Genomic DNA, 1,988 nt, shown 5'->3' on the forward strand with positions numbered 1-1,988 from the left:
GCTATTGCTGTTGATGTCGAAATCACCTTCACCGCTTGGGTCTATGAGCATGACGGTACGCTTGCGGCAATAGTCCGAGAACTCCCTGTCCGGTGTGAGGTCATAGCTCAGCTCTGCCATATAACCGACATCATCTATTCCTCCTGTCCTCAAGCCTGCCATGTTCAAGGCGGACTCTGCTCCTTCCGTTCGGATAATGCCCATATTTGTGTCTGTGTCAGTTGCATCCGAAAGGGATATGGTTCTTGTAGCACTTCCTGTTCCATCAACATGCAGATAGATGTTTTTGCCTTCCTTGCGGATGGAAATGTCCGTTCCGTCAACATCCGTGGCGATGTATGAATTTGAGACCGCCCCGTTGATGATCGGATAAACAACTCCAGCATTGGTGAACCGGAATCCATACTTGCATGTGCTGCCACCGATGCTTCCGAAGCCAACGTCAAAAGTCGGGTGACTTGTCGGACAGGTGAACTCAAAAGCACCGCCACCTCCAACAAGGGCTGGGGTCGTGGCATAAGCTCCGGAAGCGGCTTTCTCTTGGATGATATTGTCAGTAAAGCCATTCCTTGACACTTCAAGTCCTTGCGCAGTCCATCTTGCCACTGTACTGTCGGGCTTTGACGGCACGTTGGTCTTGACCATCCATGTACGTTTCATGACATGCCACAGGGAATCTGTAGGTGAGGTATATGTTGCAAGTGCCACATCATCGTCGCCCCAGAAAGTGAAGCCTCTGTCCGGCATCGGATTGCCGTTTTCACGTCCCATGACAAGCAGACGGGAAGCGGATGAAGGGTTGTATGGATTTGCGTCATGATAAGTTCCGTTCTCCTTCAAGGCCGCATACACCGGACTTTCCTCATATGATGTTGCGGAAAGCGGTTGGGAGAGACTTCCTGCCGTGTCGGTTCCAACAGCTGTGACCCTATGGTGGTAGGCTTGGTTCTCCGCCATATCCCAAGTCAGGTTTCCGTCGCTGTCAAGATACGAGCCTTTGAGGGTGATACCGTACTTTACCGCCAGATAGCTCTCCACTTTTCTGCGCTCATCGGGTGTAAGCATCCTGCTGAAAACAATAAGCTCAGGGGCATATCCCCGGATGGAAGCATTACCGAAGAGCGAGGTCGGGAAATCCGTACCGAAACTGCCAGAAGTGGAAGGGGTTCCGATGAATAATGTGGTGTTGGAGTTGTCTCCCCACAATGTTGTTGAAGGATTGCTTGCCTTGAAGTAGGACACAACTCGCAGAGCGCTTTCCTTAAAACCGTTCTCGGACAAAGAATCACTTGATTGATAAAGCAGGTCTTCACCCGATGCTGAACCATAGTCCAGTGGTTCAACACCTCTACCCCTTACGGCTTTGTCCTTGCTCAGAATGGCTCCGTCGCCCTTGCGGCCGTCAAGAGCATAGACAACCATATCCTTGCCGATGGTTGCCAGTTCCGGTGCAAAGACACCAATGACGGTAGCCTGCGAGAGGTTGCCGTGTTTGAGTTTGGCACTCAGACTACGGAATCCGTCTGCGAGCCAGAGACTCGGATTGAAGTTGAAGAAATGGACCGAACTGTTCGGAAGAGTAAGTTCAGACTTGACGCCACGGCTGTCCAATAGCATCAGCCGTATGGAATCCCCAGAGAAATCCTGCCAACGGTAATAACCTTGCAGGTCTGAGTTCAATGGCGCAGTCTTGAACCACAGTTCGCTTCCGCTAACTCCTCCGGGCGTTTGCGCGAAACTGCCGAGAGCGAAGCCTAACAGTAACAAAGAAGTAAACTTTCTCATGCGCTGTCAATTTGGAGTGTTTGAAAAATATAAAAACGTATGCCTCTGCCGCGCAGGGAGAGACCAGTGAGAGAGAACGGACTGTTACTACGGAGAAGAATTGTGATATAGGCTGCTCCGTAAAGTCCTATTGTCACGTGGCAGGCCAACAGGCTTTACCACCAAAATAATGCTGCAAATATACAAAAATAATCTTAATAAAC

At 50.4% G+C, this 1,988-nt stretch carries 1 pseudogene; it reads right to left on the reverse strand.

The features are described from left to right. Positions 1-1,785: pseudogene (locus tag DW917_RS16465) on the reverse strand (T9SS C-terminal target domain-containing protein); the annotation flags it as partial. Between the last annotated feature and the right edge of the window lie 203 nt (positions 1,786-1,988).

This window comes from Prevotella sp. AM42-24 (genome assembly GCF_003461825.1).
GTDB lineage: Bacteria > Bacteroidota > Bacteroidia > Bacteroidales > Bacteroidaceae > Prevotella > Prevotella hominis.